This is a genomic window from Pseudomonas sp. W15Feb9B, assembly GCF_000828175.1.
GTDB classification, from domain to species: domain Bacteria; phylum Pseudomonadota; class Gammaproteobacteria; order Pseudomonadales; family Pseudomonadaceae; genus Aquipseudomonas; species Aquipseudomonas parakoreensis.
The window spans coordinates 150,521-173,789 of record NZ_JTKF01000041.1 but is presented as its reverse complement, the minus strand read 5'-3'; the positions used below and the strand labels follow the sequence as shown (position 1 = coordinate 173,789).

Here is a 23,269-nt window from a genome sequence, read left to right as displayed (position 1 = left end):
CACCATCACCGACTCGGACGGTGACACCAGCACTGCGAATCTGGTGCTGCAGATTCACAATAATGACGATCCGGTGGTCCTCAACGGTCTCGACGTCAACGGCGGCGAACTCACGGTCTACGAGAAAAACCTCAGCGACGGCAGCAGCCCGAATCCATCAGCATTGACCCAGAGCGGCACGTTCACCGTGACTGCGCTCGACGGCCTGCAAACCCTCACCGTCGGTGGTATCGCCGTGGTCAGCAATGGCGTGGCCGCAGGCTTCCCGCAATCGGCGGTCACGCCATTGGGCAGCACGCTGACCATTACCGGTTACAACCCGGCCACGGGCGTGGTGAGTTACAGCTACACCTTGGTGGACAATGAGGCTCACCCGACCGCTAACGGCGCCAACAGCCTCACCGAGAATTTCAACGTGGTCGCCACCGACGGCGACGGCAGCACCGCCAGCGGCCAGATCAACGTCAACATCATCGATGACCTGCCGACCGCCAAGGCCGACACCGGCTCGGTGGTGGAGGGCGGTACGGTGAATGTCAGCGTGTTGGGCAATGACGTCACTGGTGCGGACGGCGCAGCGGCAGGTGGTGCTGTGGTCGGCGTGCGCGCCGGCGGCGACACCTCAAGCTCGGCGATCGGCGGCCTCAACAGCAACATCAACGGCACTTACGGCTACCTGACTCTGGACGCGGCGGGCAACGCCATCTACCACAGCAATCCGAACTCGGTAAGCCCACCGGGTGCCACCGACACGTTCACCTACACCATCCGCGACGGTGACGGCGACGAAAGCACCACCACCCTCACCATTAACGTCGCTGACAGCAAACTGGTGGCCTCGGTCGATCAGGACGTGACGGTCTACGAAAAAGCCCTCGACCTGACCAAGGACGGCCAGGACCTGGCGCCCGGCACGGTCACCGGCAGCGACCCGAGCAACACCGGCGAAACCGCCACCGGTACGCTGGTCGGTGCGGTCACCGGCGGCAGCGGGGCGATCACCTATACCTTGGTCGGCAGCGCCACCGGCACCTACGGACAGATCCAGCTCAACGCCGACGGCACCTACACTTACACCCTGACCTCGGCACCGAAAACCACGCCGAACGCCAACGACGGCGCCAATACCCTGAGCGAAAGTTTTACCTACAAAGCCACCGATGCGCTGGGCAACAGCACCACCAGCACGATTGTGGTCAACATCGTCGACGACGTGCCCAAAGCCGTGGCGTCGGATCGTTCGGTGGCGGCGGTGGAAATCGATTCCAACCTGCTGATCGTCCTCGACATCTCCGGCAGTATGGTCGACCCGTCCGGCGTGCCGGGCCTGTCGCGGCTGGATCTGGCGAAACAGGCGATCAGTGCCTTGCTCGACAAATATGACGACCTCGGCGACGTCAAGGTGCAACTCGTCACCTTCAGCAGCAGCGCCACCGACAGGACCTCGGTGTGGGTTGACGTAGCGACCGCCAAATCGATTCTCGCCGGCCTCACGGCGGGCGGCGGCACCAACTACGATGCGGCGGTGGCGATGATGCAAACCGCCTTCAATACCTCGGGCAAACTCACCGGGGCGCAGAACGTCGGTTACTTCTTCTCCGACGGCAAACCGACCACCGGCCAGGAAATCGGCACCGCCGACGAGACCGCGCTGAAGAACTTCCTCGATGCCAACAGCATCAAGAACTACGCCATCGGCCTGGGCAGTGGTGTGAGCAACGCCAACCTCGACCCGCTGGCCTATGACGGCATCAGCCACACCAACACCAACGCAGTGGTGGTCACTGACCTCAATCAGCTCAACTCGGTGCTGTCGGGCACTGTGGAAGGTGCGCCAGTCACCGGTTCGCTACTGGGCGAGGGCGGTACCTTCGGCGCCGATGGTGGCTTCATCAAATCCATCGTGGTCGACGGCACCACCTACACCTATGACCCGCGCGCCAACAGCGGCCAGGGCTCGTTGACCGCCAGCGGCGGCACCAACCACGGCACGTTCAACACCGTGAACAACACGATCAGCATCGCCACCAACAACAGCGGCACCCTGGTAATCAACCTCGACACCGGCGACTACAGCTACACCTCGCAGAAAACCACGACCACGGTGATCACCGAGAACATCGGTTTCACCCTCAGCGACAATGACGGCGACCTCGCCAGCTCGACGCTGACCGTGAAAGTGATCCCCAACTCGCCACCAGTGGCGGTGGACGACCACGTCATCACCAACGTGCTGTCGAGCAGCGTCACGGTGCCGGGCGAACTGTTGCTGGCCAACGACACCGACCCGGATGGCGACACGCTCAACGCCTCACCAACCACCTTCAACACCGGGTGGGTGGCCAAGGGCGCGGACTTCACCGGTACCGGCGCGATCACGTTCAACGGCACCAGCAACACGGCGGCCAACCAGAACCTGGCCGACGTGCGTAACGCGTTCGCGGCGAACACCGCCGCGATGACCGCGGTGCTGGTGGTCAGCGGTTACCTCGGTGCGGTGACCAACGCCAATGCCAACGATGAGGACTTGATCACCGTCAAACTGAAGCAGGGCGAAACCCTCAACCTGGATCACAACCTGGCGGCCGGCCACGTCACCATGGAGTACTCGGTCAACGGCGGCGCGTTCGTCAGCATCGCCGACGGCGGCACCATCACCGCCAGCGCCGACAGTACCTACCAGATCCACGTGACCAACATCAGCAATACCAGCGGCAGCAATCCGACGGCAGCGGAAAACTACCAACTGACCATGACGGTCAATTACGCCGGCGCCCACGACGTGACGCCGGACTTCAACGGCACCTACACCGCCAACGATAACCATGGCGGCAGCGACACCGCCAATGTCAGCATCACCTATCAGGATGGCCACACCCTCACCGGTACTGCCGGGGATGACATTCTGGTAGCAGGCAGCGGCAACAACCTCCTCAATGGTGGCGACGGCAACGACGTACTGACCGCCGGTTCCGGCAACAACGAGATGCACGGCGGTGCGGGCAACGACTTGCTCTACAGCGGTCCGGGCAACGACATTCTCGACGGCGGTACCGGCATCGACACGGTCAGCTATGCCCATGCCACCGCCGGGGTTACGGTCAACCTCGGCCTGCTCGGTGCGCAAAACACCATCGGCGCCGGCACTGACACGATCAGCAACATCGAAAACCTGGTCGGCTCGAACTTCAACGACACCCTGACCGGCGACAACAATAACAACGTGATCAACGGCGGGCTGGGCAACGACATCCTCAACGGTGGTGGTGGCGATGACCTGCTGATCGGCGGCATGGGCAACAACACCCTGACCGGTGGAGCGGGAGCGGACACCTTCCAGTACCTCAAGGGCAACACTGGCCACGACACCATCACCGACTTCACCCCCGGCACCGACAAGCTCGACCTGTCGCAACTGCTGCAAGGTGAAAACGGCACCACCGCGTCGCTCGACGACTACCTGCACTTCACCGTCACCGGCAGCGGCGCCTCGGTGCTCACCAGCATCGACGTCAGCGCCCTGGCCGGCGCCACGCCGAACCAGACCATCGACCTCGCCGGCGTCAACCTCGCCAGTCATTACGGTGTAACGCCAGGGGCGGGTGGAGTGGTAGCCGGTGGGCACGACACGGCGACGATCATCAGCGGCATGTTGAATGATCATTCGTTGAAGGTTGACACGGTTTGATCAAGGCCTGAAACGACAAAACCCGCCGCTCCGGCTGATTGGAACGGCGGGTTTTTCTTTGCTCAGGCGAGAGTGGCGCCTCAGCCTTCAACTGCAGATTATCCGGCACCCGATTCACCGCCGGCCCACCCAGCATGATCAGATGCGCAATCCTCGACAACACATGCCGTTGCAATCCGTCCATCGGCCCGGGAAAGTCATTGGCCATGACCTTGGCCGAGTTCAGTGTCTCGCACCCATCGACCAGCAGTTCTTCGCTGTCGATACCGGGGCGATGAGGTACCGGGCACTGGCGCTAGGATGCGCAGCCTGATTCAGGCTCCGATCCGGTTTGTTGAACCGCTCTGTTCATGCCGTTCTGCAAGGTGACAGCGATCCAAATCTCCGACGAACGGTAGCAAAACCTGTAATTTCTGACAGTAGCCAGCGAATATACAACGCCGTTAAATCACTTCAGAGCAACGAATCCTCAACCTGCCGATAACGGGCAGATGTTTTGGGAGCGTGGGTCGATATCGTGAGAGGGCGTCTGCAATGCCGATGACTCAAAAGCTGGCCGATCCTGAGGATCCCGTCCTGGAGAAACCCAGAGTTCCCATCATTCTCAAGGATGAAAATGGCAACGAGAGCCCCGATGGGCTGCTGCCGCGCAATGCTCTGAACGATGATGTGAAAGTGATTGTCCCCAATTGGAAGCCGGCTTACTTCGATGCTCCGATCCCCTACATCATTATCATCAGTTGGGTGTTTGAGGGCGGCCCGTTCACTGAGGTCTACCGCGAGACATTTGATGAACCGGGGGAGAAGGTCTTGAAAGTCCCGCAGGACAAGCTGGATCCTGGCACTTATGACTTGTCCTACGAGCTGAACTACGGCGGGAACAAGGAGTATTCTTTTCGTAAACGAGTGACGGTTGATCGGGTCCCTCCGAATGATAATCAGCAACCGACAGCCCTGATCATGCTGAACGTTCCGGGCGATATCACCGATGACTATCTCATTCGTTTTGGCGAGGTCCGGTTTCAAGTCCCGTTCTATCCGGATGCCAGGGCACGGGATCGTGCGATCTATTTCCTGACCGAAAAAGAAAATCCGCCGGACTCCGAACAGGAAATACGTGAGCAAGCATTCAGCCAGCAGGACATCGATCAGAAGCAACTGATCATCACGATTTATGAAGCGGACATTCGGGCCAAGGGACACGGCCCACGTTACTTTTATTACAAGTTGCGGGACTGGGCCGGCAACATCGGACCGCGCTCTACTACGTTGCCGGTGTTCGTCGATTTGAAACCCGGGCCCGGCAAACTCAACCCGCCACGTGTCCCGTTATCGGCCAGGGGATTGATCGACCGCGAGCATGCCCGCGAAGGGGCTTCGAATCAGCAGGCTGTTACGGTCGAAATCGATAACTATGACAACCCGGATGCCTCCGACAAGCTTTTGATTCGGTGGAATGGTCATGATCTGGCACCGCTCGATGTCGATCCTTCGAAGCCGGTACAGATCGCGGCCGTGCCCTGGTCAACATTGACGGCCGACGGGCTCGGTCCCATGGACGCGCGTATCGACTATCGCGTCAGTCGGGGCGGGACGCCGACGCCGCCGTCACCGGAAACAACCGTGCCCTTCAACTTTACGGTCGCGGGTCAAGACCACCCCGATGCACCTGCGCTGTTGAACACCAGGCTGGCGAAGGTCGAGATTTACGGAGCCGTTTCAAAACAGCTGAACAAGCTGCTTCCCGACGACTATGAATTAAACGCCGATGGGTACCTGGCGCTGCATGACAACCCTTTGCCAGGGGAAAAGGTCTTTGTGTTCTGGGGAGCCATCAGCGCACCCGTCGCGGAGTATGAGGTTAGGCCCGGTGATACAGCCGGGAAAAAAATTCCCTTCAGCATCCCTTGGGAGTTTATCGACCAGGACAAGGAAAATCCGGCGCTGCCTGTGCATTACCTCACCGATAACGGTGTGAACCAGCAACTGGCCCGGACTACTCGGGTGGACGTGGCAATCGTCATCATCAGGAATATGCCCGAACCAACCTTCCCGGATGGCGGGCGGGAAGGGCTCCTCGATTGCTGCGCCAACCCACGGTTGTGGGTGCATGTGAAAGTTCATATCGAGGGTAATGACGCGTTCGATGAGAACGATATTGTCGAGCTGCGTTGGCAAGGGTGTCAGGGCCCCAACGGTACCTCTCCTATTTCGGGCGTCGCGGACTCGTTCGAAACGAAGCTGACTCTTGATCAGGCACGCAATGGCTTTGACGTGCTGGTGACGGACTATCAACGGTTGATTGAGCCCATGGTGAATAACGGGTCGGCGCTCTGTCAGTACTTTTTGAGAAAAAGTAATGGCGGTCGTGGAGTATCGAAATTCGATTTTGTAATTATCAATAGAACAATGCCCAGCGGCGCAGTTTGCGGGCCGGATGTGGATCTTTGTTCGAAGTAATATCTGTGGCGCCGGATCGTTTGAGTTGCCGGACGCTGACATAAGTTGTGCTGACTGCTGTTGAGGCTTTTGCAGTTCCCTGAAAGTTGTCAGTTTTCAATGAGTGCTGGTGCAGGCTTATAGCACCCTTGGCCAGCTATTTAAATTTGGAAAGGATAATGACAATGACCATTTTTAAACCGTTAAGTCCCGCAGAGAATCGTGCACGCTATCTCAGGGTTCGCCAAAGCATGGCTGTCGCTGATCTGGAACCACCCAAGTTGCATGCGGATAATCCTCTACTTGGCGACGAAGCCGATGACTTGCCAAATCAATTGCACAGCAGTCTTCGGGGCGCTGCACTCAAGGTTGTGATTCCTCGTTTTCCCAAGGCAGATGATCCCAATTCAGTACCGGGTTTTTTACGGTTGACCTGGGATGCTACTCCTACAGGAACTCGATTTAACTACACCACGCCGATTGATTCGGCAATAACTGAATTTGATCTGGTGCTCCCTGAGGGTTTGACGGTCGATCCAGGCTCGCATGAACTGGGTTATGTATTAAATCATGGTGGCAATACTGATCCGGTAGAATCTCTGATAATCAATATTGATACCCAGGCTCCTACTCCAAATGGTTTGGTGACACTTCCGCCCGAAGTGGAGCAGTTTGGTATTACTAAAACCTATCTAGATAACAATGGTGGTGTTGTGGTGGTGGGTATTCCTGAATACCCTACAAAAAAATCAAGGATACCGTTCGCTGTTACTTCGGAGTCAGTTTGCCAAGTGCTGTCTTGATTGGAGAGTTTGAGCGTCCAGATACAACTACACCGGTAACTTTCGATCTGACCAGCGACCACATTGGAAAGGAGGAAGGCGAAAAAGAACTTTGGTATACGCTGGAAGACCGCAAGGGTAACCCGAGTGCACCTTCTCCATTCAAGAAGGTCAACATATCGCTGACAGATCCTCCTGCGGGATTGCTCCCACCTGATATCCCGCTGTTTGATGACGATACTCCCATTAAACTGGTAGATCTGGCGGATGCCCGGACGCCATTGGGGATCGGTATAACAACTCAGTACACCAACTTCATCGATGGCATGGATGAGTTGGAAGTTACCGTTGATGGCACCACATTAAAGGCTGTTCAAATTACAGGTTTTCCTTACTATCTGGATATTCCTTACGCTGCACTGTTCAACGACAACCTTGGCCCCAAGAAGATTACTACCAGCTATCAGATAAAGCGCGGGAATGCTCGACATCCATTAACAGGGCCTCTCACAAAAGATATTGATGTCGATCTTCGCAGGCCCGGTCCAGGAGAGGGGGGAGAGAACCCTAACCCGGATCTCGCTCCGGTGACAGTTCAAGGGCAAGGAGGCAATCTTCCAAACGTTCTGTCTGAAGACGACATAGACCAGACGGTATCAGTGAAGGTGGCAGTTTTTGATGATGTGAAAGATGGGGACATTGCGACACTTATCTGGAAGGGCGTAGAAGTTTCCCAAGCGGACGGTGGTGTTATCGAGTTGGATGGAACGGAGACCGGTGAGCTGGAGTGGACTATTGAATGGTCGGTTGTCGACTTTGGAGGGAATGATGCAAAACTACCGGTAAGTTACAAGTTGACCAATCCAGCTGTTAACGATAACGAAGAGTTTTCATTGCCTCGGGAGGTTGAGGTGTTCATTCGTCCAAGCGTAGCGCCAGCAGTAACCTTTCAATATATGGACGATGATTTTGATCCTCCTCTGCTCAACTGTAATTCGTTACGAACAGATGCTGTCCTTGTCAAGTGTGCTCACGCGCTGGTTGCAGGTGGGGAGAATCAATTGAAGGGTCAGACCCTGTCTTGCGTTTATCAAGGTTATACCGATGAGGCGGGCGCTACGGAAAAGCCGAATACAAAATACGCTTTCACTTATACACCTACCGATCAGGAGGTGGATGCTGGGTTCATTTTGAAAATCCGTTATCAGGAACTGCTTGCAACAGGCAGTGCGTGGGGGAAGATCAGTTATGTGGCTGATATTGATGGAAGACCGGTGGAGTCCAGCGATTTTGTCAGGGTGCATATGGAATCAGGCAGTGGTAATCCTTGCCCGATTTAAGTGAGGAAGACGGGAGGTTCAATACCTCCCGTTTTTTTGCGGTAGTGCTCGGGTTATTTCCTCTTTGGCTTTCGGACTTTTCCTACAGTTTTTTGTGGGGGATCCGACTACTGTTCGCGCTCGATTTTTCATGCAGATGCTTCTTGCATTTTTTTGTAATGGTTTTGGAGGTGGACAAGTCATGAAGGCGTTGAGTGTCTGGTTTAATGGACCCGTTGTAAAAAGCACGTTGGGTGCGTTTATATTCATACCTGCATTCTCTTTTTTCGGTAGTGGTGTGCAGGCAGCTGTTATCGTCAACAACACTTCACTGGATATCGACGCAACGACTGCACCGATCGATTATCTGGTGCGCAACAGAGGTGTGTTGAACGTCAATGGCGCCACCACCCAATCGATCACCGTTCAGTCCGGCTCGACGCTGAACATCAATGGCGCCACGGTCGCCAGCAATCCTGGCGTCGAAGGTATTCTGGTCACCAGCAGCCGGGGCACCATCAACCAGGCCACTGTGACCAGCGACGACATCGGTCTGGCTGTCAACCGCTCTTCAATTGCCGCTGGCGGCTCCACCGTGGATGTTTCCAACAGTCAGATCCGTGGTGATGTTTTCGGTGCGCAAGTCACGGGGCTGAGCACGTTGTCGCTGGTCAATACGCAAGTGACCGGTACTGGCAGCAATGGCATTGGTGCGAATCTTCTTGGCGGTGCGCTCAACGCCTCCGCCGGGTCTGTCATCAGCGGTCAGGCGACAGGCGTGCGCATTGTCAACGACACGGACAATGTCGGCGCCCGTTCGCTCTCGCTGGATAACGCCACTGTACAAGGGATCAATGGCTCAGCAGTTCTGGTTGATCGCGGTACCGATGCCACCATCAACCTGTCGAACGGCGCCAGCCTGCTCGCCGGCAACAACAACCTGCTCGACGTCCAGGGCGCCTCCACCGCCACCATGACCGTCGCCAACAGCAACTTGCAAGGCAACATCAACATCGCCGGCAACAGCACCGGCAACCTGACCTTCGATCAAGGCCGGATGACCGGCGATGTGCTGGTCGAAAACGGTTCGACCGCCAACGTCACCCTGCAGAACAGTTCGCAGTTCACTGGCCGTCTCGACAAGGTCGATGGCGTAACCGTCAACAGCGGTTCGATCTGGACCCTGACGGGCAACGACACCGTAGGAACTCTCGCCATGAGTGGTGGGACGGTTCGCTTTGGTGCGCAGGATGTACCGAATACCTTCTACCAGTTGAACGTCGGTACGCTCGCCGGTTCGCCGGACGGTTCCAGCACCTTCGCGATGAAGGGCAACTTCGCCACGGGCCAGCATGACTTGCTCAATGTCACAGGTGTGGCGACCGGGTCGTTCGGGTTGCTGGTGGCGGCGTCCGGTCTGGATGCAGTGAACCCGCAGCAACTGACTCTGGTGCGCACCGCCGCTGGTGATGCGCAATTTGCTTTGACGGGCGGGCGAGTGGATCTCGGTACCTGGTCCTATGACCTGGCCCAACGACAAGGTGGAACGGGCGGTACGGAATGGTTCCTCGACCCGACCACCCAGGTGATCAGCCCCGGCGCCAGTGCGGTACTGGCCTTGTTCAATTCTCCGATTACCCTGTTGTACGGCGAAGCCAGCTCATTGCGCAGCCGCATGGGTGAGTTGCGGTTCAACGGTGGCCAGTCGGGCGCCTGGGTACGCACCTATGGCAACCAGTACAACGTGTCCGAAAGTTCCGGTGTGGCGTACAAGCAGAACCAGCAAGGGCTTTCCCTCGGGGCCGACGCCCGACTCAATGACAGCGATGTACTGGGGGGCGTGATGGTGGGCTTTAGTGAGTCCGATCTGAGTCTTGAACATGGCACCTCGGGCACGGTCAAGAGTTATTACTTCGGGCCGTATGTGACGTGGATGGACCGCGACACCGGTTACTACGTTGACGGTGTGCTGAAATTCAACCGTTTCCGGAACGAGGCCAAGGTCGGTTTGAGCGACGGCACGCGTGCCAAGGGCGATTACGATAACTGGGGTGTCAGCGCGTCGGTTGAAGGCGGTCGTCACATCAAGTTGAGCAACGATTACTTCATTGAACCCTTCGTTCAGTTTTCGGCAGCGCAGATCCAGGGCAAACGCTTCAGCCTGGACAACGACATGCAGGCCGAGGGTGATCGTACCCGCTCTTTCCTGGGCAAGGCAGGCGCCACGGCCGGGCGCAACTTCGACATTGGCAATGGTGCCGTTGCGCAACCTTATGTACGTGCAGCGATAGCTCACGAATTTGCCAAAAACAACGAAGTGCAGGTCAACAATAACGTGTTCAACAATGACCTGTCGGGTTCACGGGCGGAGTTCGGCGCTGGTGTGGCGGTGGCCATGTCGGACAAATGGCAGGTGCATGTCGATCTGGATTACGCCAATGGCGAGCATATCGAGCAGCCTTGGGGGGGGAATGTAGGGGTGCGGTATAGCTGGTAAGTCACGGCCCCCGAATATAGGAAAGCCGCTACTCCTTCAGGGAGTAGCGGCTTTTTTGTGCCTGGCCTTTATGCGCGTCGAATGCCTACGCCACCGGCGGAGCCGCCGGCGCCACCGAAATCGGGTCGGGTCTCAGTCTGGCCTGTGGCCGGGTAGATCACCATCCGTTTGGCGAAGCCGCCCGAGTCAGACGCCCAGCACCAGCCTTCGATCGTGCGTTGGCCGGCGTAGTTATTGATATAGGCTCGCCATTCGGCCAGAGAAGGAATTCTTCCTCCCATACCGGCCGCCGCGTTTGCACATGAGGTGTGGGTACCGAAGATGCCTGTGCCAAACAGATGGTCCACGTTTGAAGTGGTGACGGTGTAACTGGCGGTTTGATTGGCACCGTCCGTAACCGTGATGGTTGCCGAACCGTTGCCCTTGGAAATGACGCGCCCGCTGCTGATGTTGACTTCCGCAACGTTGGGGTTGCTGGAAGCATATCTGTAGGGAGGCACGCCGCCACTTGCCGATCTGTCGCCAAAGGCGCCGGAAGGAGGGTTGGTTGGTGTGTTGCCATCCCTGAAGTGCCAGGCATTCAGACTCATGGGTGCCGGGTTGATGGTCAGTGGCGGAATCGGTGAGATAACCCTGAACGTGCGCGCCCCCGAGAACTGCCCGGTGCTCACGGCCTTCGCCGTGATCGAGTGCGGGCCCAGCCCAACACCCAGTGTTGTGGTCCAGGTACTGCCTATGGCACGCACTGTGTGTTTGGGCGAGTTGTTGTCGTGGATTTGCACCTCGAAATCAGGGGTGACATTACCTCGCAGTGTGACGGAGGTGCTTTTGGTTTCCGCACCGTTCAGCAGCTCGCTGATGCCATCGTGCACAGACGTGATCGTCACTGGGGTGTGGGCGGCCACATTGAAGTTGAACGGCTGACTTTCGACCGGATCAACGGGGTAGAGCGCCTTTGCCGACAGGCTGTGTGACGTCACTCCCAACCCTGTGACAGTCGAGCGCCATTGCCGATCGACACCGACAGTGACGGGCGGGCCGATAGCTGTACCTTTGTTGTAAACCTGAATCTGTTCTTTGGGTGTCGCCTGTCCCAGCAGAGCAACCGTTGAGTCATAGGTGGTTTCGTTCTGCCTTAACGGCCCTCTGCTGTCGGTCACCGAGGTGATGCTCGGGGAAATGAACGCGGCAACGGTGAATACCCTCGGTGGTGCAGAGACAGGTTCGCTGCCGTACTCGGCTTTGGCTGTCAGACTGTAAGTTTTTAACGTCAGATTGCCGTAGGAATATTCCCAGTCGCCGCTGGGTTTGACGTCTACCGTGTCTATCGCAGTGTTTCCATCGCTAAGCGTGATCTTTTCATTGGGACTGGCTTTGCCGTGCAACGTGACACTCTTGTAGTAGGTCGTCCCGCCCGCTTCGACGTCGCCTTTCACATCGACCACACGAGAAATGGTCGGTGTGACGGCTTGCCCGACGCGAAAAGGATAGGGGGGGCTCAGCTCTGGTTGAATGTCATAAAGCGCCTTGGCATTGAGTACGTAACTTTTTACCGTCAATCCGGAAAGTGTACGTCGCCAGACTCCGCTTGGGTCGACAGGGAGGTCGATGATTGGTGTCCCGCTTTGTTGAAGCTGAATCCGCTCGTTGGGTGTAGCGCTGCCTTCGATCGCGACACTGTTGTCGTAGGTGATGGCGTTGGGGGCGACCAGGCCTCTGGAGTCGGTCACTTTGTTGATCTCCGGGGTTTCAGCGAACTTGACCTCGAAGGTTCTGGGATTGCTGGTGACCGGATCGGCGCCGTACAACGCCTTGGCGGTAATGCTGTAGGGTTTCTCGGTCAAACCGCTGATGATGCGGGTCCATTCGCCTTTTTCATCTACGGACGCGGTGCCCAGGGATGTCGAAACTGCATCAAAAAGCTCAACCGTTTCATCGCGAGTTGCAGTGCCTTTGACAGTGACCTGCTTGTAACGGGTTTTCCCCCCTTCGGGTACGTCGCCACGGGCATCTGTCACGCTGGTGATGACAGGCGTCACCCAGTCATATCGGGTTCTGATCGTCAGCGGCAACCTCGGAAACTCAATCGCATCGGCTTCTTGAGCACTGCCATCAAACGAGACTTTGCAAATCACGTTTGCCGGTGAGGAATGCCCCAGTTTCATCAATTCGCTTCTGAGCAGGATTTCATTCAGCCCGCTGCCGACCTGCGCCGGAGTGATCTCGTCGCCATCGAGCATCCGGATGACGTAGTCGCCGCCCGCCGTTGTCTTGCCTTCCACTTTGAGCCAGAGGCGTTGTTTGAGGGCAATGTAATGCCACTTGGCAACGAGCGTTGTGGCGTTCCCGTTGAACGTCATCAGATCCAGGACCCGGTTGCTGTCTGACTCAGATACGTCAGGGCGAGGCAGATCCTTCTCGGGGTCGTCGAATCCCGTGACTCTCAGGCCCAGCGACTCTGATTCAGTCTCGTGGCCATAGCGGCGCACCAAGTACTTCACGTCCACGGTTTTGTTGATGTTGGGGCCAATGAGCGTTGGGGGAAGATGAACGTCCACGCTGCCACTGCTGTGCCCGGGAAACTCAATATCTGTTGATGTACCGGCGCCTGGCGTTCCGATCCAGTGCAGGGGGATGATATCGAGGGCGGGATCCATACTGTCGTAGCTGACGTTGACGTCCACACCGTTCAACCCATCCATTGCTTTGAGTACGGCGTTCGGTGCCTGTTTGACTTGCGGCGGTGGCAATTCACCTACAAGCGACCCGATCAGCAGATTGAGTACGGCGGAGTGACTGTATAAACCTGTGGACGCGTGCTTTAGCGAGTAACGCACCTTGACGTACTGCCCGATGCTGATCGTCACGAAGTTCGCGGGCACTCGAAAACGCAGCGCTTTACCGGCGCTCAGCGAGGTGATGGGCACCCAGTCGCTGGTGCTGCCGAACGGGTGGGTCGCTTGCCAGTACCAGGTCACGATGTCGTCTTTTTGCGTCGGCGGATTTTCGATGAGTATGTGGACGACATCGAAGACTTTGGAAGGGTCGAGCACATCGGGGTTTTTGTCGGCTTCCTCCACCTCGGGCCTGGGCAGTGTCGCGGTGACGGCTTGCACCTTGACCAACAGATGCTCTGAATCACTGACGCCGAAGAGCTCCGACTTGTCATTGGACACGGTGTACCAAAGATCGAGACTGCCGTTGTCGAGCACGCCGATGTGCTCTGCGTCGACGTAAGCAGTGAAAAAGCCTTCCTTCGCCTCGTTGGCACTGACGGTGTGCGTGAATTCATGGACATAGGGCTGATCGTTGGACTTTTTTCCTATCCAGTGAATGGCGACCAGATCGCCATTGGCAATGCTCAGGTACTTGATCAGTACCGTAGCGTAGGGCCTGTCCGACTCGAGTAGGTCACCCAGTAACTCGACAATCGTCGGTGCGTCCGGCATCGAAACGTCACCCACCACGTCGGCGAATTCGCGTTTGGAGGATAACGGCGGACTCCCGTCTGCCTTCGTCAGCACGTAGGAGGCATCAGCCCGGCCCATGGCGATGGCGCGGACTTGCGCGTACGGCACCTTGAATTCCATGACACTCGGAATGTTCACCACCAGTCTGGTTTCGGTGTGAATCAACGGATTTCCGCTGAAGGGGGTGCCGATCCAGGTCATTTTCACAGAGTCGTTCAGTGCGAAATCCGAGCCCTGGATGTGGACCTGGACCGTGACGTCCTCCTTGTTCAAGTTGATGATCGTGATGATCTGATTGACCGACTCCTTGATAATCGGGGCAGCCAGACGCCAGGCGCCGGCGTCGACGGCGATCCGCGTGCGTTTGGAGTGCCGGGAAGACCAGTTCCATACTTCATCGTGAGGGTCGTACTTGATTTCCAGTGCTGCGCTGTCGCCACCGGCCAGAATGTCTTCCTGCGTGGCGACGATCACGATGGGATCCTTGCCTTCCGCCTGCGTGAGTGTGACGAGGTGCGGCGCGAGGGTATGGCTGCCCCAGCGCATCAGAATCGTGTCTCGCACCCTGATTTCCGGATAAGCAGGAACCGTGAGGGGAACGCCTTTTTTTGCCCACTCTGCGTCGATCAATCCCTGATCGATGATTTCCTGTGGCAATTGCGCGATGTGCAGTTCGGAGTGCCCGTCGGGCAGATGAGGTTCCCTGTCTCGGCCACCGGGGCTGGTCAGCTTGACGAAAAACAGCGACACCACAGAGGGATCGTCCGGCGCGGTTTCGCCGAACCGGGTCAACTCATAAAAACACTCATGCAGACCGGGAGTGAACAGCACTTTGTCCAGGTAAAAGAACAGGTGCGTGTCTTTTTCCCCCGCTTCAACCTTTCGGGTAAGCACCGGAGCGTCGTCCCAGTAAACGACATTTTCATCACCCTCAAGCATGTCGAGGTACGCCACGATTACGCACAGCACACCGCTGGCGCTTTCCTCGACCACTGCAATATTGATCCCGCCATCGGCCTCCTCGACTGGCGTGACTGCGCCGCTGATCTGCATTGGCCGAAGCGCCAGGGTGACGGGCTGGTCGAGATGGGGAAACAGAAGCGGACTGTGGTTGAGCATGACGAAACTCCTGAACGAGCACGCAATGGGATCGCAGACGGTTTTTTATTGAACCTGAGGGGCGGGGAGAGGGGTACTGTCAGATCTGACAGGTGCGAAGGATCTTTCGACCAACGGTTTCAGGATCATGGTCTGCGTGCGTAGCCGTTCTGGATCCCGGGGCTATCACCCTAGTCGTCCCGCATCGCCCTTGGCTGGAACGGGATTGCTGTCGACAAAGCCTGCGTGCTCGAATCTCCCAGAGCCTGATCCTCGACGTCATAAGTGAACGTCGAACCAGGTGCTGCCGTTAACAGCACACGCACGACCGGAAGGAAGCGCCCCGTGACCTGGAAATAATCGCGTTGAATGTATCGAGCCCCTACCAGCCCGTCTCCAGCTTGGTGAGAGGGGGTGAAAACGGCGAACGCCTCGAGTGGCAGGTGTTGCGGATCGTCTTCGGTCCACGCCGCCATGATCAATTCGTTCCAGCCCAAAGGATCAGTGGCGTCGGGCCGTACCGTGGTCGCCAGCTGAAAGTTTTGCGCTTGGGTGTTGAACGCGCACGTGCGGGTGGGGCTGGTGGCGTAACGTGCAATCCACAGCTCCCGGGTGGTGATACCCAGCTCCTCGCACTGGCCGCCGTGGGTTCGACAGATATCGGCCGAGCCGGAGGTGCCGGCGTCAAACGGGTACAGACAGCGAACGGTCAATGGTTTGCCGGAGGGGGCAAAGGACTCCCGGACAATGAACCCCTGTGGCTTGTAAGTGCGGGTAATCCGTGTACCGTCCGCGATGTAGGTGAACGAAACCCCATTGCCGTTTATGGAGCTGTCACTGGGATCCCAGGAGTGATAGGCGGTGGAGACATTGGTCGAGCGCACCAGTACACCACTGCAGTGGAATGCAGCGCTATTGCCCAGACAGGTTGTTCGCGTGTCCACTGATCGCGCATTCAAACGCGCAACCACATCGTAGCCGATGTACAACTGGTCCTGAAGGTTGAAACCGAACACCCTGTCCGCAGGTTGGCCGAGATCCATGCGCAGGATCGGCAACCACTCACCGGTAGCCTTGAAATAATCGCGTTGATCTTTCTGTGCTCCGAGCAGTGAGCCGGTCTGCGTCACGTCATAAAACAATGCTTGCAGTGCCAACTTCGCAGGGTCCAGTTCGTCCCAGTTACGCACCTGCACCCGCATCGGCCGTGCAGACCACGTGGTGTCGAGCCCTTGGTGTGCAAGCAGGCTGGCCTTGAACTGTGCGGGGTTCTGGCTGCTGAGTGAGCATTGCGCGACAGCCTCATTGGATTGCTGTGCGAAGTGCACGAGCCAGCCTTGTGCGTCAGTCACGCCCAGCGCCGTGCAGGAACTGATGTCCGGCGCTCGTTGCACTGCGGCGGCGGCCCAGCCGCAGCCCATTTCCGGTCTGGTGGCGGGTATCGGAAATTCGAACGGATAGACGCACAGGACATCCAGCGATTTGCCCAGGCCGATCGCGCTGAACTGATCATTGAATACCGCACCGTATGCTTGCGCCAGTGTGCGGGTGTCGAGGTCGGCGCGCAGATAGTTCATGCCCTCTGCGCCGAGTTGAGTGGTGTCTGCATTGTGCTTCCAGAACTCTTCAGCTCCCTGGCTGCCACGCAGCAATACACCGCTGCAAAAATACGCCGGGTTGTCTCCTGGACACTGGCTGAGGGTACTCTGGTAGCGCTGGTTGAGCAGGTGAGCGGTTTCCGGACCGGTTGCGGCTTGGCTGACACTGCCGAACAGCGCCAATCCGAGCAACAGACATCTGATTTGCGATGTGCTGCGCATGGTGATCTCCACAAGTCTTTGGTCGCAGTCGCTCAAGTCTGGGAGATACCCAAAACCTGCCAGAACGAGGCCATGTCCTGGCTGGTGGCGTTGTCATTGACCGATGAACCGTTGAGGTCGTAAGTCCAGGCGGTATTGGCGCCAAGGATGTCGGCGGTCCATACCGGGTAGTTCAGCCACTCGAGGAAATCCGCGACGGGGCCGCTGTCGGGGAAATAAAGCGTCCATAGGCGTTTCGTCTGGGCGAGGGTGATCGGTTGCAGTTTTGCAGCGGTACAAATTCTGGTCATGCCCTCCCAATCCGCACCGGCACTCAGGAAGTGCACTTCCTGAATACCCTTGACGGTGAGTGGGTACTCGCGGCTCTGGCTCTGGCTGTCGGTCGCGCGAATCGTGCAGGCGCCGTTGCTGAGGGCGGTGATCTCGCCCGATTCTGCATCGGCACTGGCGATCAACGGATTGCTGCTGTCGTAGGTGTAAGGCGCCTGACCCCACGTGGCTACACGGGTCATGCGCGCTGCCGGCGGAGGCGCAAGCGGGGGCTTGTCGACGCAGACGACGTAGTGTTCAGTGCTCAGATCCAGTGTGGCGGCAGCGTCGAAACCCGTCTGCAATTTCAGATTCAGGGTGTCCGAAGGTTCGCGGGTGCTCTGATACAGCTGCACTTCGTAGCGAATCGGTACGATGTCATTTTCGTCGGCAACAAATTCCGACGCGTCGACCTTGAACACGACATCCTTGTCGACTGCGCCGGCGCTGATCGGCAGGTCATCGGTGTAGGTATCGCCGACGAACAAGTAAACGTGATCGCGGAACGTCATGGGCGTCCAGGGTTTTATCCTGACGGTCGCTCCCCCGGGAGGAAGCGTTTGCGGATCCAGAATACCGAGGGGCGCTTCGTCTACAGAGGGCGCCCGCAGGTTGTTCTTGGTCTGGCTCATATCTCCCTCTCCTCAGAACAGATAGGCGGCGCTCGGGTGAGCGCCGCACAGCAAGGCATCGTTGAGAATGTCAGGGGGTGTTGAGCCTGGCCAAACGACTGGCCTTGAGGGCCAGGCCGCGGGTGGCCGCATTGGCGTAGTACGACACCTGGCCTTTGAGCCGGTCTTGAGCGGCGCTGCTGTCGCCGCCGGCGAGAGCATTGCCCCAGGTCACTACTTCGCCGTCGGAAGTGAGCGCCGTAAAAGCATGACGGTTGGCGTAGATCGCGGTGACGTTGAGCAGTTTGTCGGCTACGGGCGTGGTATCTCCGCCGAGCGACGGGTCTCCCCAGGCCACGACGGTTCCATCTTTGCACACTGCGGCGAATGCTCCAGCGGTGGCGGCCAATTGAACAAGATCGTCCCTGCCGGCAATCGGGTCAGGTATCAGCCCACCCGAATTGGCCGCGGGCCATCCAACGACGTGACCGCTGTGTCGAAGCGCTGCAAACGCATTCGAACTGGAGACCACTGAGATGACATCCGTCAGGGAGCGGATATCGGCGGGCAGTTCCCCGCCATACGTTGCGGGCCCCCAGCCTGCGATTTGTCCGCTCATGAGCATGACGATAAAGGCTTGAGCATTTGCACAGGCAAGCGCCTTGATGTTGGTCAGGCCGGCGACATCGTCGGATACGGCGCCGCCTTTCACGGGATCACCCCAGGCGACCACACTGCCGTTGTTCCGAAGTGCAGCGAACGCGAAGCCATTGCCGATCACGTGTTTAATATCGGTCAGGCTGGCGATCTCTGGAGGAACAACACCGCCGAACCCCGTTCCACCTCCCCAGGCCATCACCTGGCCGGTCGTTCTGAGGACGGCGAGAGCATTTCCGGCGGGCGTCAGTTCGACTGCATCTCTCAAGGCCAGGATTTCGGCGGACGGGGTTCCGCCTTTGTCAGCGGTGCCCCAGGCATGGACTGTTCCATCGGTTTTGATGCCCGCAATTGCAACGCTGTTGCCCGCAAGCAGTTTGAAGTTCGTAGGGTCCACCGTGCCCATTTCTCCACCCTGACCTGCAGTCCCGGGCCATGCCACGGTGAAGTTGTTGGTGCGAATCACCGCGTAAGAACTGCCTGAACAAGCCGCCCTGGCAATGTCGGTGAACGTCTGAAAGGTTGGCGGGATTTTCTGGCCATTCAATGGGTTACCCCAGGCTGCCAGATTGTTCCTGTCCCGCAGCGCCACGAATGCCCCGTCATTGGCGGGAGTGCCAGGGCCGCCGGTGCCAAATATATTGACTCTGTTCAGGGTGACCTGGTCGTCGCTGGTGCGAACTTGCAAGGGGGCATACGGGTCGGTATCAACCCAGAACTGCGCTTTCGTCCAGGTGCTGTCGTCAGCATATTTCCACTCTGCCTCTACGCGATGCAGCGTGTCTGCGTTGAAGGCGGATATGAGCCAGCTGGAGCTACTCTCCCGATATATCCCCTTGTTGTAACGCGCCCCGATGACCCGCAACTTACCGCTGCCGATCACCTTGCGCACATCGTAGACCGTCGGGTTGGAAGGACCATCGGTTCCGCCGGCCTTGCGTTTGATTTCGTAGCTCAAGGCGATGCTTCGCCCGTCGTTGGCGTTGATCACGCTATGCGGGACCTTGATCACGGCCAGCTCTTTGTCGGCTTGCGCGGACGTCACGGTATACGGATACGTGGTAGTGGTTTGACCCTCGACCGTTACCGTGATTTCGTCGTCTGTCTTCAGAAGGGCGGTTGCCGGTATCACCACCGTTGCGCCGTCTGGATAAACATCGTCGGGGTTCAACTGGTCTTTTTGAAGACCGGTTGCCTCCCTGAACGTGGCGTCTGGCAGCTTGAACTCCGTTGCCTCGACTCTCAGCGGATAATCCGCACCGGGGGCCTGGCCACCCTCCAACAATGCTACGTAATAACTGATCACCACATCTTTGTTCAGGCAGGCGAGCAGGATGGATTGCTCAACCGTGAACTCGACGGGTTTGCCCTGGTTGTTTGAGCTGATGGATCTGTCATCCGTGTGCACGGTCTCGCCGTCCGTTGTGGCCCACGTCATGTAAAAATGATCGCCGGCGTTTTCTGGCCGGTTGGCGGCAATTTTGACGGTTGCACCGTCCGGGGCATCGGCGGGGTCGAGGATTCCACCGGGGGCTTGCACCACTTCCGCTGGATCCAGCAGTGGTTGCTCTGCCTTGCCGACGACAAAGGTCAACGGATTGGAGTAGCTGGTGGTATCGGTTTCCTTGCGCCAGATCCGGTAAGTGACAGTTATCTTCTTTCCGCGATTGGGTTCAATGTGTGCCGCTACGAAGGCGGCATTCAGCGTGAAGGGCACATCCTTGTTGGCCGAGAGGGCGTTGAGAGAGATGGAGTCTTCCTTCTTGCCTGTGACCTCGCCATCCCACGTATAGGTGACTATGTCGCCAGACTTGCTTGGCGTACCGGTGGGTCTTGGCGCAGTGAGTTTACTGGCGCCTGCGGGAAGGTCGCCGGGTTCCAGTCCACCATTCTGCTCTCCCAGAACGATGGGCTGCACCAGCTCGAACTGCGGTTCGCCGACGTTGACGGGGGCCGCAGTTCGAGAGCGGCGTCTGATGATTTCGCCGTCTTCGTCCGCCAGCAGTGTATAGGACCCGTCGACAGTTCCGCCGTTGAGGGTGGAAATGTGCATGCCGTCGATAGGAATGACAAAACCATTTTCGTTGCTTACTTCGTCCTTGTCCGGAAAATACCAGTCGAAGCTTGGGTTATAGATGGTGCCATTTGGGCGCTTGCCGAACCATTCAACTTCGATTGCCATGCCTACTTCAATAATCGGATCGTGTGGAATCCGAAAAGCGGTTTGAGTGAGTTCGGGGTCAATAGCGCCATTTTCCTCATCATCGAAAGTTGGTGCGGCCAGTTGATCCGGTTCGCCCACAATCTGCACGAATTGGCCTTTGGATCGAAGCGGGTCTGCGCTTCCATCGCGTATCAGGCGGTAAGAGAAAGTGGCTTGGGTTTTTGCCAGCTTTCGCGCATCCGAGTTCTGGATTACCAACTCGTAGGTGTGTGGCAAGTTGTCAATGGTCACCAAGGGAGCAACGGCCTCGATCGGATCGCCCTCTACCGTGGTGCCGCGCATCTTCAGTTCGATTTTGTCGCCAAGCTTGAAGTCCGGGGCTCTGGCTACCACTTGAACGACGACGTTGTCGTCACCTAATTTCTCAAGATCAAGCACGTTGTTGATGGCCGGCGCGACAATAGGGGCGAGCAGAAGATTTGTGCCCACCGAGACTACGATCCGGGTTTCCGTGCACCAGTCTTCTGCGAAGTTTCCCGTGATGTCGAAAGCAATGAAGCTCACAGCAAGGCCTGAATCATCGGTATCGCCGGCCTTCTCGATCATGGCTTTGTCGACCACGATTTCGATCGGATTGTTGACGGGATCACTGATTTGCTCGGCGGTGACCGGATCGGATTCTTTGAACACTCCACCCCACGTCACCTTCATCCTGTCACCGACCGCCACATCAGGATAAGGCACACCGGAACCGGATTGAGCGCGGACGATAATCGGCACACCTTCTTCAGCGATGTCCTTATCCACGCCGCCATTGACAATTTCCGGATCGATATACATATACAGCCCGGAGTGGCCGGGGCCTGGCAACGTATCTTGCCCGCCCGGAATCTCGAGTTTTTCGTATATTGCGGTCGGGGGATTCTGGGGTTCCCACGCTTGATTGATTCGTTTAACTCGGTAATTCAGGGTATGTGAGCCGGTCCGGGCGTGCCGGGGGGCGACGAATAGTGTCACGCGCTGATTCACCTCGGCAGCTTCCCTGATGGTGGTCTGAGCAACGACGTTACCATCCTTCAACAGTTCGACGTCGTCACCGATGCCCATCTCGCCCCATGGCAGAATGTAAGTCAGCAGTCCTTTTTCGGGGTGTACCCCCATCGCCGCGGCCCAATTGATCCCCCACTCACCGGAAGGCAGTTTTTCGGGCTGCTTGTCGGGGATTTCCAGCTCGGCGAGTGCCAACGCGGGATTTCTTTTCGCAGGTTTTTTCAACATGGCAGACACTCCTGTCGAGGGATGGGCGACGGAGTGATTTAAGGATTGAAGCCGATCGCCTGGCTACTGTCAGATCTGACAGGTGAGCAGGGTTTTTCGACGAACGGTTGCTGAGCGCTCATCGTTTGTGCAGGGTTTTCTGTCGCAGAAGGTACACCGTCACCAACACCGCGCTGGTCAACATGAACCCCCGTGCCCAAGGCAGCGGCACCAGGTAGCACGAGAACAGAATGCTCGCCCACATCAGCCCGATCGCGTAGACCTTGCCCTTGAGCGGAATGCCGTTGCCGTCGAGGTAGTCGCGGATCCATGGCCCGAGCTTCGGGTGCTCGACCAGCCATTGATAGAAACGCGGAGAGCTGCGCGCGAAACAGGCGGCCGCCAGCAAAAGGAAAGGGGTGGTGGGCAGAACCGGCAGGAAAATCCCGATCACCCCCAATGCCACGCTGAGCCAGCCGACGGCCAGCAGGAAGTAGCGCAACATCAGGGAGCGGTTGCCTATGGGGTTGTCCATAGGCCGGATCTTAGTGGTGACGTGGCTTGAGGATCGCCGGTTTTTCGTCTGGCGCCTGGCACAGCAGGTACAGCGCGGTCAGGGCTTCGGGGATCTGCACGATCATGTCGTCCATCAGGTTGGCGTCCTTGGCGATGTCTTCGAACTCTGGCTGCTCGTCGAACAGGCCGGAACCGACCATGATCGGCAGGAGCATTTCGCTGACTTCTTCTTCGGCGGTCTCGAACCAGGCCGCTTCGCGCAGGAACACGCCTTCCATGAAACCGATGCACCAGCCGCGCAGTTCAGAGTCGTCCGGCTCATCACCGAGGTCCAGATCGCACGGCAGTTCGAATTCTTCGTCGGACGCCAGCTGACGGGCGATGTGAGCCTTGAGACCGATCAGCGTGGCTTCGATTTCTTCGCGCTGGGCCTCGCTGCTGTAATGCGGCTCTTCGGCGAACAGGGCGTCGATCCACTCACGCTCCGGTACGTCTTCTGCGCAGATCGACAGGGCGGTCAGGTAACCGTGGGCGGCCACGTAATCCAGCGCCTCTTCGTGCAGCTCGTCGGCGTCGAGAAAGACTTGCAGGCGGGTTAGTTGCTCAGCGAAGGACATTACGGGGCTACCTTGGGGGAATAAA

Annotated in this window: 12 protein-coding genes; 5 read left to right on the top strand and 7 right to left on the bottom strand. The window is 57.8% G+C overall.

The window, feature by feature from the left end; translation table 11 throughout:
- Positions 1-3,688 (top strand): S-layer family protein (locus tag OC71_RS21305; protein WP_041073106.1); only part of this gene is annotated, 3,688 nt, incomplete at its 5' end.
- Here OC71_RS21305 and OC71_RS28810 read toward each other — a convergent pair.
- Complete coding sequence (locus OC71_RS28810) at positions 3,642-3,953, bottom strand: DUF6124 family protein (RefSeq protein WP_371260446.1); 312 nt, start codon at positions 3,951-3,953, stop codon at positions 3,642-3,644. The two genes, OC71_RS21305 and OC71_RS28810, sit on opposite strands and share 47 nt — an antisense overlap.
- A 269-nt stretch (positions 3,954-4,222) precedes the next feature.
- Between OC71_RS28810 and OC71_RS21300 the strand changes: the two genes are divergently transcribed.
- The 4 genes from OC71_RS21300 (at position 4,223) to OC71_RS21290 (ending at position 10,725) form a co-directional block, all read left to right on the top strand.
- Entirely contained in the window at positions 4,223-6,148 is a 1,926-nt protein-coding gene (locus OC71_RS21300) for a hypothetical protein (protein WP_086794519.1), read from the top strand.
- 164 nt (positions 6,149-6,312) lie between these two features.
- Positions 6,313-6,930, top strand: coding sequence for a hypothetical protein (locus tag OC71_RS28555; RefSeq protein WP_256198936.1), 618 nt, complete (start codon positions 6,313-6,315; stop codon positions 6,928-6,930).
- On the top strand, positions 6,912-8,249 hold the full coding sequence (locus OC71_RS21295) for a hypothetical protein (RefSeq protein WP_256198935.1): 1,338 nt from the start codon (positions 6,912-6,914) through the stop codon (positions 8,247-8,249). The genes OC71_RS28555 and OC71_RS21295 overlap by 19 nt, the downstream gene beginning before the upstream one ends.
- A gap of 277 nt (positions 8,250-8,526) precedes the next feature.
- Entirely contained in the window at positions 8,527-10,725 is a 2,199-nt protein-coding gene (locus OC71_RS21290; protein ID WP_256198934.1) for an autotransporter outer membrane beta-barrel domain-containing protein, read from the top strand.
- Positions 10,726-10,793: 68 nt separating this feature from the next.
- On the opposite strand, the gene OC71_RS26820 is transcribed toward OC71_RS21290, so the two are convergent.
- From OC71_RS26820 to OC71_RS21260, 6 genes are all read right to left on the bottom strand, one after another.
- A complete protein-coding gene (locus OC71_RS26820; RefSeq protein ID WP_052510610.1) occupies positions 10,794-15,314 on the bottom strand; it encodes an Ig-like domain-containing protein in 4,521 nt (1,506 codons plus the stop codon).
- 170 nt (positions 15,315-15,484) lie between these two features.
- A complete protein-coding gene (locus OC71_RS21280; protein WP_052510609.1) occupies positions 15,485-17,113 on the bottom strand; it encodes a hypothetical protein in 1,629 nt (542 codons plus the stop codon).
- Between the two features lie 32 nt (positions 17,114-17,145).
- Entirely contained in the window at positions 17,146-18,054 is a 909-nt protein-coding gene (locus tag OC71_RS21275) for a hypothetical protein (RefSeq protein WP_041073104.1), read from the bottom strand.
- 70 nt (positions 18,055-18,124) lie between these two features.
- Positions 18,125-22,132, bottom strand: coding sequence for a hypothetical protein (locus OC71_RS21270; RefSeq protein ID WP_041073102.1), 4,008 nt, complete (start codon positions 22,130-22,132; stop codon positions 18,125-18,127).
- A gap of 118 nt (positions 22,133-22,250) precedes the next feature.
- Complete coding sequence (locus tag OC71_RS21265; protein ID WP_041073100.1) at positions 22,251-22,646, bottom strand: YbaN family protein; 396 nt, start codon at positions 22,644-22,646, stop codon at positions 22,251-22,253.
- 10 nt (positions 22,647-22,656) lie between these two features.
- Complete coding sequence (locus OC71_RS21260) at positions 22,657-23,244, bottom strand: YecA family protein (protein WP_007962155.1); 588 nt, start codon at positions 23,242-23,244, stop codon at positions 22,657-22,659.
- Between the last annotated feature and the right edge of the window lie 25 nt (positions 23,245-23,269).

Excerpts from the sequence above, each read along its gene's own strand:
- OC71_RS21265 (WP_041073100.1), bottom strand. The coding sequence starts at position 22,646 with ATGGACAACCCCATAGGCAACCGCTCCCTGATGTTGCGCTACTTCCTG.
- OC71_RS26820 (WP_052510610.1), bottom strand. The coding sequence starts at position 15,314 with ATGCTCAACCACAGTCCGCTTCTGTTTCCCCATCTCGACCAGCCCGTC.
- OC71_RS21280 (WP_052510609.1), bottom strand. The coding sequence starts at position 17,113 with ATGCGCAGCACATCGCAAATCAGATGTCTGTTGCTCGGATTGGCGCTG.
- OC71_RS21270 (WP_041073102.1), bottom strand. The coding sequence starts at position 22,132 with ATGTTGAAAAAACCTGCGAAAAGAAATCCCGCGTTGGCACTCGCCGAG.
- OC71_RS21260 (WP_007962155.1), bottom strand. The coding sequence starts at position 23,244 with ATGTCCTTCGCTGAGCAACTAACCCGCCTGCAAGTCTTTCTCGACGCC.
- OC71_RS21275 (WP_041073104.1), bottom strand. The coding sequence starts at position 18,054 with ATGAGCCAGACCAAGAACAACCTGCGGGCGCCCTCTGTAGACGAAGCG.
- OC71_RS21300 (WP_086794519.1), top strand. The coding sequence starts at position 4,223 with ATGCCGATGACTCAAAAGCTGGCCGATCCTGAGGATCCCGTCCTGGAG.
- OC71_RS28555 (WP_256198936.1), top strand. The coding sequence starts at position 6,313 with ATGACCATTTTTAAACCGTTAAGTCCCGCAGAGAATCGTGCACGCTAT.